14 protein-coding genes are annotated in these 14,542 nt (G+C 68.4%); 9 read left to right on the forward strand and 5 right to left on the reverse strand.

Going from position 1 to position 14,542, the window contains the following annotated elements:
* Positions 1-16: 16 nt before the first annotated feature.
* Together I2456_RS04160 and I2456_RS04165 are read left to right on the forward strand one after the other, a co-directional pair.
* Complete coding sequence (locus I2456_RS04160) at positions 17-1,114, forward strand: UDP-N-acetylmuramate dehydrogenase (protein ID WP_085075048.1); 1,098 nt, start codon at positions 17-19, stop codon at positions 1,112-1,114.
* 40 nt (positions 1,115-1,154) lie between these two features.
* Positions 1,155-2,558: a L,D-transpeptidase gene (locus I2456_RS04165; protein ID WP_139823264.1), complete on the forward strand. Its 1,404-nt coding sequence runs from the start codon at positions 1,155-1,157 to the stop codon at positions 2,556-2,558.
* Here the strand turns inward: I2456_RS04165 and I2456_RS04170 are convergent.
* Entirely contained in the window at positions 2,536-3,294 is a 759-nt protein-coding gene (locus I2456_RS04170) for an SDR family NAD(P)-dependent oxidoreductase (RefSeq protein ID WP_068022372.1), read from the reverse strand. The genes I2456_RS04165 and I2456_RS04170 overlap by 23 nt on opposite strands.
* Before the next feature lie 179 nt (positions 3,295-3,473).
* On the opposite strand from I2456_RS04170, the gene I2456_RS04175 reads away from it, so the two are divergent.
* The 6 genes from I2456_RS04175 (at position 3,474) to regX (ending at position 9,624) form a co-directional block, all read left to right on the forward strand.
* Positions 3,474-4,799 carry an ROK family transcriptional regulator gene (locus I2456_RS04175; RefSeq protein ID WP_082951961.1) on the forward strand — a complete coding sequence of 442 codons (1,326 nt, stop codon included), beginning with the start codon at positions 3,474-3,476 and terminating at the stop codon, positions 4,797-4,799.
* Positions 4,800-4,850: 51 nt separating this feature from the next.
* A complete protein-coding gene (gene mshA, locus I2456_RS04180; protein ID WP_085075046.1) occupies positions 4,851-6,182 on the forward strand; it encodes a D-inositol-3-phosphate glycosyltransferase in 1,332 nt (443 codons plus the stop codon).
* A complete protein-coding gene (locus I2456_RS04185; RefSeq protein ID WP_085075045.1) occupies positions 6,179-6,688 on the forward strand; it encodes a type III secretion system chaperone family protein in 510 nt (169 codons plus the stop codon). Before mshA ends, I2456_RS04185 begins: the two co-directional genes overlap by 4 nt.
* Before the next feature lie 96 nt (positions 6,689-6,784).
* Positions 6,785-7,540 (forward strand): phosphoglyceromutase, encoded by a 756-nt coding sequence (locus tag I2456_RS04190; protein WP_068022364.1) that lies wholly within the window; start codon positions 6,785-6,787, stop codon positions 7,538-7,540.
* Between the two features lie 145 nt (positions 7,541-7,685).
* Positions 7,686-8,918 (forward strand): sensor histidine kinase, encoded by a 1,233-nt coding sequence (locus I2456_RS04195; RefSeq protein WP_139823263.1) that lies wholly within the window; start codon positions 7,686-7,688, stop codon positions 8,916-8,918.
* A gap of 22 nt (positions 8,919-8,940) precedes the next feature.
* Positions 8,941-9,624, forward strand: coding sequence for a two-component sensory transduction protein RegX (gene regX / locus I2456_RS04200; protein ID WP_068022362.1), 684 nt, complete (start codon positions 8,941-8,943; stop codon positions 9,622-9,624).
* Positions 9,625-9,735: 111 nt separating this feature from the next.
* On the opposite strand, the gene I2456_RS04205 is transcribed toward regX, so the two are convergent.
* The 3 genes from I2456_RS04205 to I2456_RS04215 are packed head-to-tail and all read right to left on the reverse strand — an operon-like array spanning position 9,736 to position 12,898.
* Positions 9,736-11,601, reverse strand: a complete 1,866-nt coding sequence (locus tag I2456_RS04205) for a GMC family oxidoreductase (RefSeq protein WP_085075044.1) — start codon at positions 11,599-11,601, stop codon at positions 9,736-9,738.
* Positions 11,598-11,939 carry a hypothetical protein gene (locus I2456_RS04210; protein ID WP_068022357.1) on the reverse strand — a complete coding sequence of 114 codons (342 nt, stop codon included), beginning with the start codon at positions 11,937-11,939 and terminating at the stop codon, positions 11,598-11,600. Before I2456_RS04210 ends, I2456_RS04205 begins: the two co-directional genes overlap by 4 nt.
* On the reverse strand, positions 11,936-12,898 hold the full coding sequence (locus I2456_RS04215) for a hypothetical protein (RefSeq protein WP_085075043.1): 963 nt from the start codon (positions 12,896-12,898) through the stop codon (positions 11,936-11,938). The genes I2456_RS04210 and I2456_RS04215 overlap by 4 nt, the downstream gene beginning before the upstream one ends.
* 80 nt (positions 12,899-12,978) lie before the next feature.
* Here I2456_RS04215 and I2456_RS04220 point away from each other — a divergent pair, with 80 nt between their 5' ends.
* Positions 12,979-13,701: a FadR/GntR family transcriptional regulator gene (locus I2456_RS04220; RefSeq protein ID WP_085075042.1), complete on the forward strand. Its 723-nt coding sequence runs from the start codon at positions 12,979-12,981 to the stop codon at positions 13,699-13,701.
* A gap of 9 nt (positions 13,702-13,710) precedes the next feature.
* On the opposite strand, the gene I2456_RS04225 is transcribed toward I2456_RS04220, so the two are convergent.
* The gene (locus tag I2456_RS04225) at positions 13,711-14,526 is read right to left on the reverse strand and encodes a DUF3109 family protein (protein ID WP_068022348.1); all 816 of its coding nucleotides are present in this window, start codon (positions 14,524-14,526) and stop codon (positions 13,711-13,713) included.
* Positions 14,527-14,542: the final 16 nt, after the last annotated feature.

Below are 14,542 nucleotides of genomic sequence, written 5' to 3' on the forward strand. Positions count from 1 at the left end.
GCTACCGTTACGGCCCATGGAACGGAGCGGTACCGGTGCTCTCTTTGCCGGTGCGCATGTCGCGCAGGCGGTTCCGCTGGCACCGCTGACCACGCTGCGGGTCGGACCGGTGGCGCGACGGGTAATCACCTGTGCCACTACCGATCAAGTGGTCGCCGTGTTGCGCCAACTCGACGCCGACGCCCGAAACGGCGACTGCGGTCCGGTGTTGGTGTTTGCTGGCGGCTCGAACGTGGTGATCGGGAACGCTTTGGACGACCTGACCGTCGTGCGGCTGGCCAATGACGCGGTGACCGTGACCGGCAATTTGCTGCGCGCCGAGGCGGGCGCGGTGTGGGACGACGTGGTCCTCAGTGCCCTCGACCACGGTCTGGGCGGGCTGGAGTGCCTGTCCGGGATTCCCGGCTCGACCGGGGCCACGCCGGTGCAAAACGTGGGCGCCTACGGCGTGGAGGTGTCCGACACCATCACCCGGGTGCGGCTACTGGATCGCAGCACCGGCGTCGTGCGGTGGGCCGCCGCCGAGGAGTTGGGGTTCGGATACCGCACCAGCATGCTCAAACGGGCCGACGGGTTGCATCTGCCCGCTGTGGTCCTGGAAGTCGAGTTCGCGCTGGACGACTCGGGCCGCAGCGCGCCGTTGCGGTACGGCGAGCTGACCGCAGCGCTGGGCGTGAGCAGCGGCGAGCGCGCCGATCCCCGCGCGGTCCGCGACGCGGTGCTGGCGTTGCGGGCCCGTAAGGGCATGGTGCTCGACGCCGCCGACCACGACACCTGGAGTGTGGGCTCGTTCTTCACCAACCCGGTGGTCGCGCCGGAGGTCTACGACCGGCTGTCCGCCCGCAGCGGCGCTGCGGTGCCGCACTTTCCGGCGCCCGACGGCGTCAAACTGGCTGCGGGCTGGCTGGTCGAGCACGCCGGGTTCGGCAAGGGATATCCGGGCGCCGACGCCCGGTGCCGGCTGTCCACCAAGCATGCGCTGGCACTGACGAACCGAGGCGGGGCGACCGCCGAGGACGTGATGGTATTGGCCCGCACCGTGCGCGACGGGGTCCGTGATGTGTTTGGTATCACACTGCAACCCGAACCTGTCCTGGTCGGCTGCGCGCTGTAGCTGCTATTTTCGTCGTCAACGAACTCCGCCGCGCTTCTTTGTGGCGCGGAAGTGGGTGTTTCTCCCGGTATCTTGGACTCTCGTGAGCACATCCAGCGTCCCCGAAAGCCGGGGGCCGATCAATCGACGCAGGGCGCTGGCCGCGCTCGGGGTCGGGGTGTTCGCGCCGAGCGTGTTGGCCGCCTGTGCCGGGAAAACCGGCCTGCAGCAGGCCGAGAAGAAACCGCCTCCGGCGCCCAAGCTCACATTCCGGCCGGCCGACGCGGCCCAGGACGTGGTGCCGATCGCGCCGATCAGCGTCGAGATCAGCGACGGCTGGTTCCAGCGGGTAGCGCTGACCAACTCCGCCGGCAAGACCGTCGCCGGAACGTTCAACCAGGACCGCACGGTTTTCACCACCACCGAGCCGCTTGGTTACGACTCGACCTATACATGGACGGGTTCGGCGGTCGGCCATGACGGCAAGGCCGTTCCGGTGGCGGGCAAGTTCACCACCGTGACACCGACGAAGAAGATCGACGGCGGGTTCCAGCTCGCCGACGGCCAGACGGTGGGCATCGCCGCGCCGATCATCATCCAGTTCGACGCCCCGATCGCGGACAAGGCCGCCGTCGAACGCGCGCTCACCGTCACCACCAACCCGCCCGTGGAGGGCAGTTGGGCCTGGCTGCCGGACGAGGCGAAGGGTGCCCGCGTGCACTACCGTCCGCGCGAGTACTACCCGGCGGGCACCACTGTGAACGTCGAGGCCAAGCTGTACGGGTTGCCGTTCGGCGATGGCGCCTATGGCGCACAGGACTTTTCGCTGAACATCCAGATCGGTCGCCGCCAGGTCGTCAAGGCGGAGGTGTCCTCGCACCGCATCCAGGTGATCACCGACGCCGGCGTCATCATGGATTTCCCATGCAGCTACGGCGAGGCGGACAAGGCGCGCAACGTCACCCGCAACGGCATCCACGTGGTCACCGAGAAGTACGCCGACTTCTACATGTCCAACCCGGCCGCCGGTTACAGCAATGTGCACGAACGCTGGGCGGTGCGCATCTCCAACAACGGTGAGTTCATCCACGCCAACCCGATGAGTGCCGGCGCGCAGGGCAATAGCAACGTCACCAACGGCTGCATCAACCTGTCCACGGCCGACGCCGCGGAGTATTTCCCGACCGCAATGTACGGCGACCCGGTCGAAGTGACGGGCAGCTCGATCCAGTTGTCCTACTCCGACGGCGATATCTGGGACTGGGCCGTGGACTGGGACACCTGGGTGTCGATGTCCGCGCTGCCGCCGCCCACGTCACATCCGCCGTCGACGCAGATCCCGGTGACCGCACCGGCCACCCCGTCCAACGCGCCCAGCTTGTCGGGCACGCCGACGACTTCCTCGACGAGCCCGTCTTCGACGAGCCCGTCCTCGACGTCGCCTAGTTCTGGTCCAGGTGGTTGAACCGCCGGGTCGCTGACGCCTGATCGCGCGGCCGGATGATGATCTGGTCGAGGTTGACGTGCGGGGGCCGGGAAGCCACGAACCCGATCACTTCGGCGACGTCGGCTGCCACCAGGGGCGTCATGCCGGTGTAGACGGCGTCGGCGCGTTGCTGATCGCCGGCGAAGCGAACCAGTGAGAACTCAGTCTCCACCGCGCCTGGCGCAATCTCGGTGAGCCGCACCGGCTTTCCCAGCAACTCGCCGCGCAGCGTGCGGTGCAGCGCGCCCTGGGCGTGCTTGGCCGCGGTGTAACCGGCGCCGCCGTCGTACACCTCCATCGCCGCGATCGAGGTCACCGTGACGATCAGTCCGTCACCGGATTCGATCAACTTCGGCAGCAGCGCACGGGTCACTCGCAGCGTGCCCAGGACGTTGGTCTCCCACATCCATCGCCAGTTTTCGAGGTCGGCCTCGGCCACCGGTTCCAGACCTTTGGCGCCGCCGGCGTTGTTGACCAGCACGTCGACGCGGCTCAACCCGCGCGCCAACGCGTCCACCTCGTCACTGTTTGTGACATCTGCCACAACGGCACTACCGCCGATCGCCTCCGCCAGGGCGCCGATGCGGTCCTTCCGCCGCGCCACGGCGACTACGTGAAAGCCTTGCGCGGCAAGGGTTTTGGCTGTCGCCTCACCGATCCCGGAGCTGGCCCCGGTGACCACTGCAATGCGTTGCTGCCCGCCCGAAGTTGTCATCGCGACCAACTCTAGTAAACGTGCTAAATTTTCCCTGTGTACCGCAGCGCCTTGTTCAGCACGATGACCGCGTGTCTTTGCGCGGGCGCGTGTTGTTGTCGCGCACTTTGCCGCGCCTGACTTCTTCGTCGGCAGGTGTGGCCAAGGACCGGCCATCTGAACTCGGACAAAGGACGCCTGTGCACACGACTACTCTCACCCAACGCTCACACCGCCGCGCTCCCGGCGCCAAGGGCCAGTTGCGCACGTATCGCCAGGTCGTGCCGCCGGCGCTGCAGCTGTCAGACTCCGCGGCGGCCTCAGTCTTCCGCGCGGTGCGACTGCGCGGGCCGGTCGGACGCGACGTCATCGCCAACGTCACATCGCTGAGCATCGCGACGGTGAACCGCCAGGTCATTGCCTTGCTGGATGCCGGGCTGCTGCGCGAGCGCGCTGATCTGGCCGTCTCCGGCGCGATCGGGCGACCGCGGGTCCCCGTGGAGGTCAATCACGAGCCGTTCGTGACGCTGGGCATCCACATCGGCGCCCGGACCACCAGCATCGTGGCCACCGACCTGTTCGGCCGCACGCTGGACACCGTGGAAACCCCGACACCGCTGAACCCCGCCGGGCCCGCTTTGACGTCGCTGGCACACAGCGCCTCTCGGTATCTGCGCCGCTGGCATCGACGTCGCGCGCTGTGGGTCGGGGTGGCGATCGGTGGCACCGTCGACGGCGCCACCGGTCTGGTCGACCACCCGCGGCTGGGTTGGCGTCAGGCGCCGGTCGGTCCGGTGCTGGCCGACGCGCTGAGCCTGCCGGTCTCGGTCGCGTCCCACGTCGACGCCATGGCCGGTGCCGAGTTGTTGCTCGGGATGCGCCGGTTCGCGCCGAATTCGTCGACCAGCCTGTACGTCTATGCGCGCGAAACGGTGGGCTATGCGCTGGTGATCGGTGGCCGGGTGCATTGCCCCACCAGCGGCCCAGGAACCATTGCGCCGTTGCCGGTGAATTCTGAATTACTCGGTGGCGCAGGGCAATTGGAGTCGACCGTCAGCGACGAGGCGGTGCTGGCGGCGGCTCGCCGACTCAAGATCCTGCCCAGCCTGGCGCCCGGCGCCGCTCCGGTCAGCCGGGCCGGCGGGGCGGCCACCGCGGTAACCGACCTGCTGCGGATGGCGCGCGCCGGCAACCAACAGGCCAAGGATCTGTTGGCCGAGCGGGCTCGGGTGCTCGGCGAGGCGGTGGCCTTGCTGCGCGACATGCTCAACCCCGACGAGTTGGTCGTCGGCGGCCAGGCTTTCACCGAGTATCCCGAGGGCATGGAGCACGTGGAGGCGGCGTTCGCGGCGCGCTCGGTGCTGGCGCCGCGGGATATCCGCGTCACCGCCTTCGGCAACCGGGTGCAGGAAGCCGGGGCCGGCATCGTGTCGTTGGCCGGGCTGTACGCCGACCCGCTGGGCGCGATGCGCCGCTCGGGCGCGCTGGACAACCGGCTGGCGAACAGCGAGGCTCTCGCCGAATAGCGGCGACGTGCCACCACGGCTCGTCGTCCAGCGTGCTGTAGACATGACAGTGTGTGGCGCGACGACTCGGCAGTGACTGACCCGCGCCGCGTGGCACTTCTGGCGGTGCACACCTCGCCGCTGGCCCAGCCGGGCACCGGTGATGCCGGTGGCATGAATGTCTACGTGCTGCAAAGCGCGCTGCATCTGGCCCGGCGCGGCATCGAGGTCGAGATCTTCACCCGGGCCACCGCATCCGCGGACCCGCCGATGGTGCGGGTCGCTCCCGGTGTGCTGGTGCGCAACGTGGTGGCGGGGCCCTTCGAGGGTCTGGATAAATACGACCTGCCCACCCAGCTGTGCGCGTTCGCGGCCGGAGTGCTGCGCGCCGAAGCCGCCCACGAACCGGGCTTCTACGACATCGTGCACTCGCACTACTGGTTGTCCGGTCAGGTGGGCTGGCTGGCCCGGGACCGCTGGGCGGTGCCGCTGGTACACACCGCGCACACGTTGGCCGCGGTCAAGAACGCCGCACTGGCCGACGGCGACACGCCCGAGCCGCCGCTGCGGACGGTCGGTGAGCAGCAAGTGGTCGACGAAGCCGACCGGCTCATCGTCAACACCGAAGATGAAGCTGCACAACTGGTTTCGCTTCACCATGCCGATCCTGCCCGGATCGACGTGGTGCATCCGGGTGTCGACCTGGAGCTGTTCCGGCCCGGGGATCGCCAAGCGGCCCGGGTCGCGCTGGGCCTGCCACCCGAGGAACAGGTGGTCGCCTTCGTCGGCCGCATCCAGCCGCTCAAAGCGCCCGACATCGTGCTGCGAGCCGCAGTTCAGTTGCCCGGGGTGCGCATCGTCGTGGCCGGCGGTCCGTCGGGCAGCGGTCTGTCCTCACCGGACGGATTGGCGCGGCTCGCCGAGGAACTGGGCATCGCCGCGCGGGTGACGTTCCTGCCGCCGCAATCGCGTGAGGATCTGGCGACGGTGTATCGCGCGGCCGACTTGGTGGCGGTGCCCAGCTATTCCGAGTCGTTCGGGCTGGTGGCGATCGAGGCGCAGGCCTGCGGAACGCCCGTGGTGGCGGCTGCCGTCGGCGGGCTGCCCGTGGCGGTGCGCGACGGGATCACCGGCGCGCTGGTGGCCGGGCACGACGTTGATCAGTGGGCGACCGCGATAGGCCATCTGCTCGAGGTCAGCGCCGGGCCGCACGGGTGGGCGATGAGCCGGGCAGCCGCCAAGCATGCCGCGACCTTTTCGTGGGAATACACCACCGATGCACTACTTGCCAGCTACCGGCGTGCGATCGGTGACTTCACTGCCGAGCGGCGGGGACGGGTGCGCGACTTGGTCGCGGCCCGCAAGCCCCGGCGCTGGACAACCCGTCGGGGGGTGGGCGCATGACGTCTAGCGTGACCGTGCAGCGCGTGATCGAGGACGCGCTCAACGCCAGCCAGCTGACCTACTCGATGCACGCCGGTGCGCATGGTGGTCTGCCTGGGCTGATCGTGGAACTGCCCGGCGAGCGCCGGCTCAAGACAAACACGATCCTGAGCATCGGGGAGCACTCGGTGCGTGTCGAGGCATTCGTGTGCCGCAAGCCCGACGAGAACAACGAAGGCGTCTACCGGTTCTTGCTCAAGCGCAATCGGCGTCTCTATGGGGTGGCCTACACCTTGGACAACGTCGGCGACATCTACTTGGTAGGCCGGATGTCGCTGGCTTCGGTCGACGCCGAGGAGATCGACCGGGTGCTCGGACAGGTGCTCGAGGCGGTCGACGCGGACTTCAACACCTTGCTGGAGTTGGGTTTTCGGTCGTCGATCCAGAAAGAGTGGGAGTGGCGGGTGTCTCGCGGGGAGTCGCTGAAGAACCTGCAGGCGTTCGCGCACTTGATCGACGACGACTAGTCTCCGCGAGCGGAACCGGGCCGCGAATTCTGGGCCCGGTTTTCGCGGTGGCGTTACGCTCGGCGAGCCTCAGACCGCGCGTGAGAGACTTTCCGCATGGGTGACACTGCCACGTTGGTACTGCTGCGCCACGGCGAGAGCGACTGGAATGCGCTCAACCTGTTCACCGGCTGGGTGGACGTCGGCCTGACCGAGAAAGGCCGCGGCGAGGCGGTGCGCAGCGGCGAGTTGCTGGCCGAGGAAAACCTGCTGCCCGACGTGCTCTACACCTCGCTGCTGCGACGCGCCATCACCACCGCGCACCTGGCGCTCGACGCCGCCGATCGATTGTGGATCCCGGTCAAGCGCAGCTGGCGGCTCAACGAACGGCATTACGGCGCGCTGCAAGGCTTGGACAAGGCCGAGACCAAGGAACGCTACGGCGAAGAGCAGTTCATGGCCTGGCGGCGCAGCTACGACACCCCGCCGCCGGCCATCGAGAAGGGCAGCAAGTACAGCCAGGACACCGACCCGCGTTACGCCAACATCGGCGGCGGACCCTTGACCGAGTGCCTGGCGGACGTGGTGGCCCGATTCCTGCCGTACTTCACCGACGTCATCGTCCCGGACCTGCGCACCGGTAAGACGGTGCTGATCGCCGCGCACGGCAATTCGCTGCGGGCGCTGGTCAAGTACCTCGACCAGATGTCGGACGAGGACGTCGTCGGACTGAACATCCCGACCGGCATTCCGCTGCGTTACGACCTCGATGCGGACCTGCGGCCGGTGGTGCCCGGCGGCACGTATCTGGACCCCGAAGCGGCTGAGGCGGGGGCTGCGGCCGTGGCCAGTCAGGGCGCCGGAAAAGCCTGATCGGGCCCGTTCTGCGAAGCCGAAAGGGCCCATTGCTGAACATCGCGTTAACGGCAGCCGAACATGTGCCGCGCAGTATGTGACTTGTCCGATTTTGGCCGCGCTCCGCTAGGGTGGCGTTCACCCGATTTGTAGGATTTTGGTTGTGACTGTGTTCTCGGCACTGTTGCTGGCCGGGGTGTTATCCGCGCTGGCACTGGCCGCAGGCGTTGCCTTAGGCGTTCGGCTGTCGGGGCGGGTCACACAACGTCGCCAACCCTCGGCCCCCGACTGGACGGGAATCACCGTCGCGCAGATGTTGCAACGCATCGTCGCTTTGATGCCGGTGGGGGCGGCGGTGGTCGACACCCATCGCGACGTGGTCTATCTCAACGACCGGGCGCAGGAACTGGGCCTGGTCCGCGACCGCCAACTCGACAACCAGGCCTGGCAGGCCGCCCAGCAGGCGCTGAGCGGGGACACCGTTGAATTCGACCTGTTGCCGCCGAAGCGTCCCGGCGGCCGATCCGGATTGTCGGTGCACGGGCAAGCCCGCCTGCTGAGCGAGGAAGACCGCCGGTTCGCCGTCGCTTTCGTGCACGACCAGTCCGACTATGCCCGCATGGAAGCCACCCGGCGTGACTTCGTCGCCAACGTCAGCCACGAACTCAAGACGCCGGTGGGGGCCATGGCGTTGCTCGCCGAGGCGTTGCTGGCATCGGCGGACGACCCGGAGACGGTGCGACGGTTCGCCGAGAAGGTCTTGATCGAGGCCAACCGGCTGGGGGACATGGTCGCCGAACTCATCGAGCTGTCCCGGCTGCAAGGAGCCGAGCGGTTGTCCAACGTCACCGAGGTCGACGTGGATACCGTTGTCTCCGAGGCTATTTCGCGTCACAAGGTGGCCGCCGACAACGCCAAGATCGAAATCCGGACCGACGCGCCCAGCCGGCTGCGGGTGCTCGGCGACGAAACCCTGCTGGTCACCGCGCTTGCCAATCTGGTGTCCAATGCGATCGCCTACTCACCTAAAGGGTCGCTGGTCTCGATCAGCCGGCGTAAGCGTGGTGACAACGTCGAAATCGCCGTAACCGACCGCGGTATCGGCATCGCGTTGGAAGACCAGGAGCGCGTCTTCGAGCGGTTCTTCCGCGGGGACAAGGCGCGCAGTCGCGCAACCGGCGGCAGCGGACTCGGCTTGGCGATCGTCAAGCATGTCGCGGCCAACCACAACGGCAGCATCGGCGTATGGAGCAAGCCGGGCACCGGGTCGACGTTCACGTTGTCGATTCCGGCGGTCAAGGCGACCGTGCCCGACGACGACGAGGAGCCCGAGCCGTTGCGAAGTCGCGACGTGCGGTCCATCAGGTCACAACGAGAGGAAGAGCTAAGTCGATGACCCGTGATCAGGGAAAGTGCCAATGACCAGCGTGTTGATTGTTGAGGACGAGGAGTCGCTGGCCGACCCGCTCGCCTTCCTGCTGCGCAAAGAGGGCTTCGAGGCCACCGTGGTGACCGATGGCCCTGCTGCGCTGGCCGAATTCGACCGGGGCGGCGCCGACATCGTGCTGCTCGACTTGATGCTGCCCGGAATGTCGGGCACCGATGTGTGCAAGCAGTTGCGCGCCCGCTCGGGCGTGCCGGTGATCATGGTGACCGCCCGCGACAGCGAAATCGACAAGGTCGTCGGCCTCGAGTTGGGCGCGGACGACTACGTCACCAAGCCGTATTCGGCGCGCGAATTGATCGCCCGCATCCGGGCGGTCCTGCGCCGCGGGGGAGACGACGACTCCGAAATCAGCGACGGCATCCTGGAATCCGGTCCGGTGCGGATGGACGTGGAACGCCACGTCGTATCGGTCAACGGCGACGCGATCACCTTGCCGCTCAAGGAATTCGATCTGCTGGAATACCTGATGCGCAACAGCGGGCGGGTATTGACTCGCGGCCAGCTCATCGACCGGGTGTGGGGCGCCGACTATGTGGGGGACACCAAGACCCTCGACGTTCACGTCAAGCGGTTGCGGTCCAAGATCGAAGCCGACCCGGCCAACCCGGTGCACCTGGTGACGGTGCGCGGTTTGGGCTACAAGCTCGAGGGCTGAGTCCGGCTCAGCGGCGAGTGTGCGGTGGCGGCGCCGAATGAGCGCTGGGGGCGGTGAATCCGGCGATTTCCGACCCAGAGCGCACGCTGGAAGCCCAGGACGCACACTCGGTCAGGAGGCGCCGACGATCTGGTCGGCTACCGCCAGCGCCACCGCCATGATGGACACCTGGGGGTTCACCTCCGGGCAGCTGGGCAGGATCGACGCGTCGGCCACCCAGACACCGTCGATGCCGCGCAGTCGGCCGTCGGGGTCGACCGGACAGAGCTGCTCGTCGGCGCCGGCGGCCGCTGTACCGGTGGGGTGGAACGCCGCCAGGTGCAGACTGCGCGGGCTGCTGCGTTGCAGCGCCTCCTGCAGCGCCGCCGGTGAGGACACGGTCCGGGCGCCGGGCAAACCGGTGAGCACTTCCACCGCGCCGGCGGCGAACAGCAACTGACCGATGGCGCCCATGGCGACCCGCAACTTGGCGACGTCGGCCGGGGCGATGTCGTAGCGCACCAGCGGCACGCCACCCACCGACGTCACCGAGCCGACACCCTGATCGGCCACCATCGCGCCGAACGTGGCGACCTGAGGCGCCCGGTCCAGCCAGCTCAGCAGCTCGGCGCCGTAGCCCGGGAACACCATCGACCCCATGCCCGGGGGTGTGGAGGTCGCTTCGATCAGCACACCGTTGGACTCGTGGAACTCGTGTACGGCCGCGCTTTGCAGCACCCCACGCCAGGCATACACATCGTCGTCGAAACGACCGGCCAGCATGGTCGCCGGATGCAGCGCCAGGTTGCGCCCCAGCCGCGGGTGAGCGCCGAGTTCGCTGCGTCGCAACAACATTGGTGTCTCGGTGGCCCCGGCGGCCACGATCACGGTGTGGGCCAGCACGTCGATGGCCGTGCCGTCGGGCCGCCGGGCCCGCACCCCGCGGGCTTGGCCGCGCTGGTGCAGCACCCGTTCCACGCGGGCATTCGAGATGATGCGCGCGCCGGCCGCGCAGGCTTGAGGCAGCGCGTTGAGATGAACCCCGAACTTGGCGTTGTGCGGACACCCGATCGCGCACTGGCAACAGCCCTCGCACCCCGGCGCGTTGCGGGGGATGGGTGCGGCCTGCCAACCCAACGCCTTCGCGGCGTCCAGCAGCAGATTACCGTTGCGGCCCATGATGTTTCGCGGCGCCGGGGCAACCTGCAGCGTGCGCTCGACCTCGTCGAGCTGGGCGCCCAGCCGGTCCGGGTCGGCCAGGCCGAAACCGAATCCTGCACACCAGCGCCGTTGTACCGAGAGCGGCGGGCGGTAGCAGGTCCCGGAGTTGACCACGGTGGTGCCGCCGACCGCGCGGCCCATCGGCAACACCACCGCAGGGCGGCCCACGGCCACCGTCGCCCCGGCCCCGCGATACAGCCCGGCGTAGCGGTCGATCGGATGGGTGGAGCGGAACTCTTCGACGGTCCAGCGCCGTCCCTCTTCGACGACGACGACGTCCATGCCGGCCCGCGCCAGGGTCCGCGCGGCCATGGCGCCACCGGCCCCGGACCCGACAATCACCGCATCGGCCCTGATGACCGAAGGGCTGTCCGTCGAGGCGGTGACGCTCAACGCCGCATCGGGGCGCACCGGGCCCTGTTCTTGGGCGCGGGAAAGCAGTTCGTGGGCATAGGTGTCAGCGCCGTTGGCCAGCAGCGCGATCACCTTGATGCCGTCCACCGCCGCGCCGGCATCCGGGCCCAGCGCCGCGATGCGATGCAGAACCTGTTCCCGCGCAACCGGATTCAGCCGTGACAGGGACCGCCCGGTGGTGAAGTAGCTCGCCGCGGCCAGTGACATCAGCCCGGCGCGTACCGCCAGCCGGGTCGTGACCGGCATGCGCGCCAGGTACCGGTCAAGGCGCTCGACGAACTCGGCCGGGGCCGGACCGCCGTGCTCCTGCGGCAACAGGGCAGTCCCGAAGTCTGCTGTCGCGCGCTCTGCCAGCCGGCTCATGCCCGCGCTGACAGGACACGGCCGAGCGCGCGCCCGAACTTGAGGAAGAACGGATAGGTGGCGAAGATTCCGCCGGCGGCCGCGTGCAGCGGCCACTGCGCCTGGTCGGTCTCCACCGCGAAAACGCCGCTGTTCCACATGAAGTCGCGACCGTTGCGAGCCCGGAACGGCCGCCACAGGAACCCGAGCCCGGGCACGTTGTTGTAGAGCCCGAACGACCCGGCGAAGAAGATGCCCAGGATGGCGGCTTCGGCGATGTCCCGGCGGCGCCGCGGCACGCCGCGCTCGACGAGCACTCCGGAGACGAACAACAGCGGCGGGTCCAGGGCGAAGCTCATGATGATGTCCTTTCGTTGACTCTTTCGTTGACCATGGGTGCTTGTGCGCCGCGCAGACCGACTTCGGCGTGACCGGTACCCAGGACCGACCAGCGCCGGTCGTCGACCTCGATGTGGATGTCGGCCTGTTCGGTGTTGGTGCACACCGCGGTGCCGCCGTCAGGATCGGTGTATTGCAGGCTCACGCATCTTTCCGGCGGCTGGTCGACGCGGATGAGCACCTTGCGGCCCCCGATGCGGCCCTCGAGTTGCCAGTGCGCCACCCCGAGCGTGGTGCGCATCCGAAGCGACGGCAAACCGCTTGTGGGCCAATCCTGCCCGTCGATGCGCAGTCGAACGAAAGCCAACGGCGCCAACCGGCGCAGTCCGGGTTTGTGCGACACGGCGCTCACCGCCTCTACGACGTTGCCGTCGCCGAGGTCGGCGTGCAGCCAGGCCCAGCGCTTGGCGTTGCCGTGCCCGTAGATGTGGGCGACCGCGCCGCGCCAGCCGTCGACGGTGTGGCTGGCGTCGCCGACGGTCACCGAGCCGGTGAAGTCGGCGGTGGGGGCGAGCACCACTTGCGCGCCGGGCAGCAGTTCGCGCTCCCAGGCCACCCGAGGGAACGTCCACAACGGGGCCGCGATGTCCTTCCAGGACAGGTCCCAACGGAACGCTCCGGCGCGGCCCGACAAGCCGTCGGGGCCGGCAGTGGCGCCTGCGGCATCGAACCAGGCGCGGCCGCTCACCGGTTCGACGGGCTCGGGGCCGAACCGTGCGGTGCGCGGCGAGCCGTCGGCCGGGAACCAGGTGAGCCAGCCGTGCGCGTACGCAGCACCGGAGGTGGGCGCCACCGTCTCGTAGTGCACCCACAGGCCGTCGCGGGTCAGCGGGTTGGACAAGGTGGCATACCAGACCTCCAAGCGGCCTGGCTTGCCTCGCCAGCGCGGCGTGACGGCCGATGTCATCTCCTCGTCCACTCGACGCCTCCTCCGGTTCGGCGACACACGCTCCTGGTTGCGCGCGTCCTCGCGATGCGTCCACTATATTGGTTGAGCCAATGAACCAGTCAAGTCCGCTGCAGCCGCCGGATCGTCAGCGTGTCGATGAACAGATCGCCGCGACGATCGCCGACGCCATCCTCGACGGCGTGTTTCCGCCCGGTTCGACGCTGCCGCCCGAGCGTGAATTGGCCGAACAACTCGACGTCAATCGCACGTCGTTGCGCCAGGGCTTGGCCCGGTTGCAGCAGATGGGTCTGATCGAGGCCCGCCATGGCAGCGGCAACGTGGTGCGCGACCCCGAAGGGCTGACCCATCCCGCGGTGGTCGAGGCGCTGGTGCGCAAGTTGGGCCCGGAGTTCCTGGTCGAACTGCTGGAGATCCGCGCGGCGCTGGGTCCCCTGATCGGGCGCCTGGCCGCCGGACGCAGCACCCCCAAAGACGTGGAGGCGTTACGTGCGGCGCTGGCCACGGTGCAGGAAGCCGACAGCGCCGTGGCGCGGCAGGCGGCCGACCTCGCTTACTTTCACGTGCTGATCCACACCAGCCGCAACCGGGCGCTGGGTTTGCTGTATCGCTGGGTGGAGCATGCCTTCGGCGGCCGCGAGCACGAACTAACCGGCGCCTATGAGGACGCTGGGCCGGTGCTGGCGGACCTGCGGGCGATCACCGAGGCCGTCGCGGCGCGCGACGCATCCGCGGCCGCTGAGGCCGTCGAAACCTACCTGAACGCCAGCGCGCTACGCATGGTGGTGGCCTACACCAAGAACAACGGCGACTGACCGGTCGTGCTACTGCGCGGCGCGGGTCGCGGGGTGCACGGCAATGAGCCCTAATTGACTGCGGCGCTTGCACATTGCGGCTAATTCGGCATACGCCTTCTCGCCCAGCAACTCGGTCAGCTCGTCGGCCAGGGTCTGCCAGACTTGCTTGGCGCCCACATGAGCGCCCGGGTCTCCGGTGCAATACCAGTGCAGGTCCGCACCGCCCGAGCCCCAGCCGCGACGGTCGTACTCGGTGACCGTGGTCTTGAGAACTTCGGTGTCGTCGGGCCGGGTGATCCACTCCTGGCTGCGCCGGATCGGCAATTGCCAGCAGACGTCGGGCTTCATCGTCAGGGGCGCGACACCCAGCTTGAGGGCTTTGCTGTGCAGTGCGCAGCCGATGCCGCCGGCGAAGCCGGGCCGGTTGAGGAAGATGCAGGCGTTCTTGTGTTTGCGGGTGCGATAGGAGGGCTGACCGTCATGCTCGTCGAGCTCCAGATAGCCCTTGCGGCCCAGCCCTTTTTCACGGAACTGCCAGTCCTCGTCGGTCAGCTTCTGCACCGCGTCGTCCAGGCGGGCGCGGTCGTCGTCGTCGGACAAGAACGCACCGTGCGAACAGCAACCGTCGTCGGGGCGGCCCGCCACGGTCCCGTGGCAGGCGGGTGTGCCGAAGACACACGTCCAGCGCGACAACAGCCAGGTCAGGTCGGCCGCGATCAGGTGCTCGGGATTGTCGGGGTCGTAGAACTCCACCCATTCCCGGGCGAAATCCAGTTCGACCTCCTGGCCGGGGAGCGCCGACGTCGGGCGCGAATGTGCCACGGCACCAACGTTAGACCACATTTCGCTGCGGGCCCGT

Origin of the sequence: Mycobacterium kubicae, assembly GCF_015689175.1 — a bacterium.
Lineage (GTDB): Bacteria > Actinomycetota > Actinomycetes > Mycobacteriales > Mycobacteriaceae > Mycobacterium > Mycobacterium kubicae.

Excerpts from the sequence above, each read along its gene's own strand:
- I2456_RS04160 (WP_085075048.1), top strand. The coding sequence starts at position 17 with ATGGAACGGAGCGGTACCGGTGCTCTCTTTGCCGGTGCGCATGTCGCG.
- I2456_RS04205 (WP_085075044.1), bottom strand. The coding sequence starts at position 11,601 with ATGAGCCGGCTGGCAGAGCGCGCGACAGCAGACTTCGGGACTGCCCTG.
- I2456_RS04220 (WP_085075042.1), top strand. The coding sequence starts at position 12,979 with ATGAACCAGTCAAGTCCGCTGCAGCCGCCGGATCGTCAGCGTGTCGAT.
- I2456_RS04185 (WP_085075045.1), top strand. The coding sequence starts at position 6,179 with ATGACGTCTAGCGTGACCGTGCAGCGCGTGATCGAGGACGCGCTCAAC.
- regX (WP_068022362.1), top strand. The coding sequence starts at position 8,941 with ATGACCAGCGTGTTGATTGTTGAGGACGAGGAGTCGCTGGCCGACCCG.
- I2456_RS04225 (WP_068022348.1), bottom strand. The coding sequence starts at position 14,526 with ATGTGGTCTAACGTTGGTGCCGTGGCACATTCGCGCCCGACGTCGGCG.
- I2456_RS04210 (WP_068022357.1), bottom strand. The coding sequence starts at position 11,939 with ATGAGCTTCGCCCTGGACCCGCCGCTGTTGTTCGTCTCCGGAGTGCTC.
- I2456_RS04190 (WP_068022364.1), top strand. The coding sequence starts at position 6,785 with ATGGGTGACACTGCCACGTTGGTACTGCTGCGCCACGGCGAGAGCGAC.
- I2456_RS04170 (WP_068022372.1), bottom strand. The coding sequence starts at position 3,294 with ATGACAACTTCGGGCGGGCAGCAACGCATTGCAGTGGTCACCGGGGCC.